Here is a 273-nt window from a genome sequence, read left to right on the forward strand (position 1 = left end):
GTTGGCAGTGAAGGCAAAGCCCATCTTTTATATCAATGAGACGAAAAAAAGCAGAGCCACCATCGCTCTGCTTTTTCACATTATTCACTTTCTTTCATTTCGTTTGATGTGCGTACTCGTGCATTCCCCATAAATACGACCGTAATCGCCGCAAGTGCAATCGGGAATAAAGCAATCATAAATACGTACGTAATACTTTGTGACATCGCATCGATGACTTTATTTAAAATATCAGGCGGAATTTGTGAGCGGGCACCCTCTTGAAAAATGGCT

1 pseudogene is annotated in these 273 nt (G+C 41.4%); it reads right to left on the bottom strand.

Annotated features, from left to right (window positions below):
- Positions 1–80 precede the first annotated feature (80 nt).
- A pseudogene (locus SB775_RS29430) lies at positions 81–273 on the bottom strand (MFS transporter); the annotation flags it as partial.

It is taken from the genome of Peribacillus sp. SIMBA_075 (assembly GCF_046534585.1).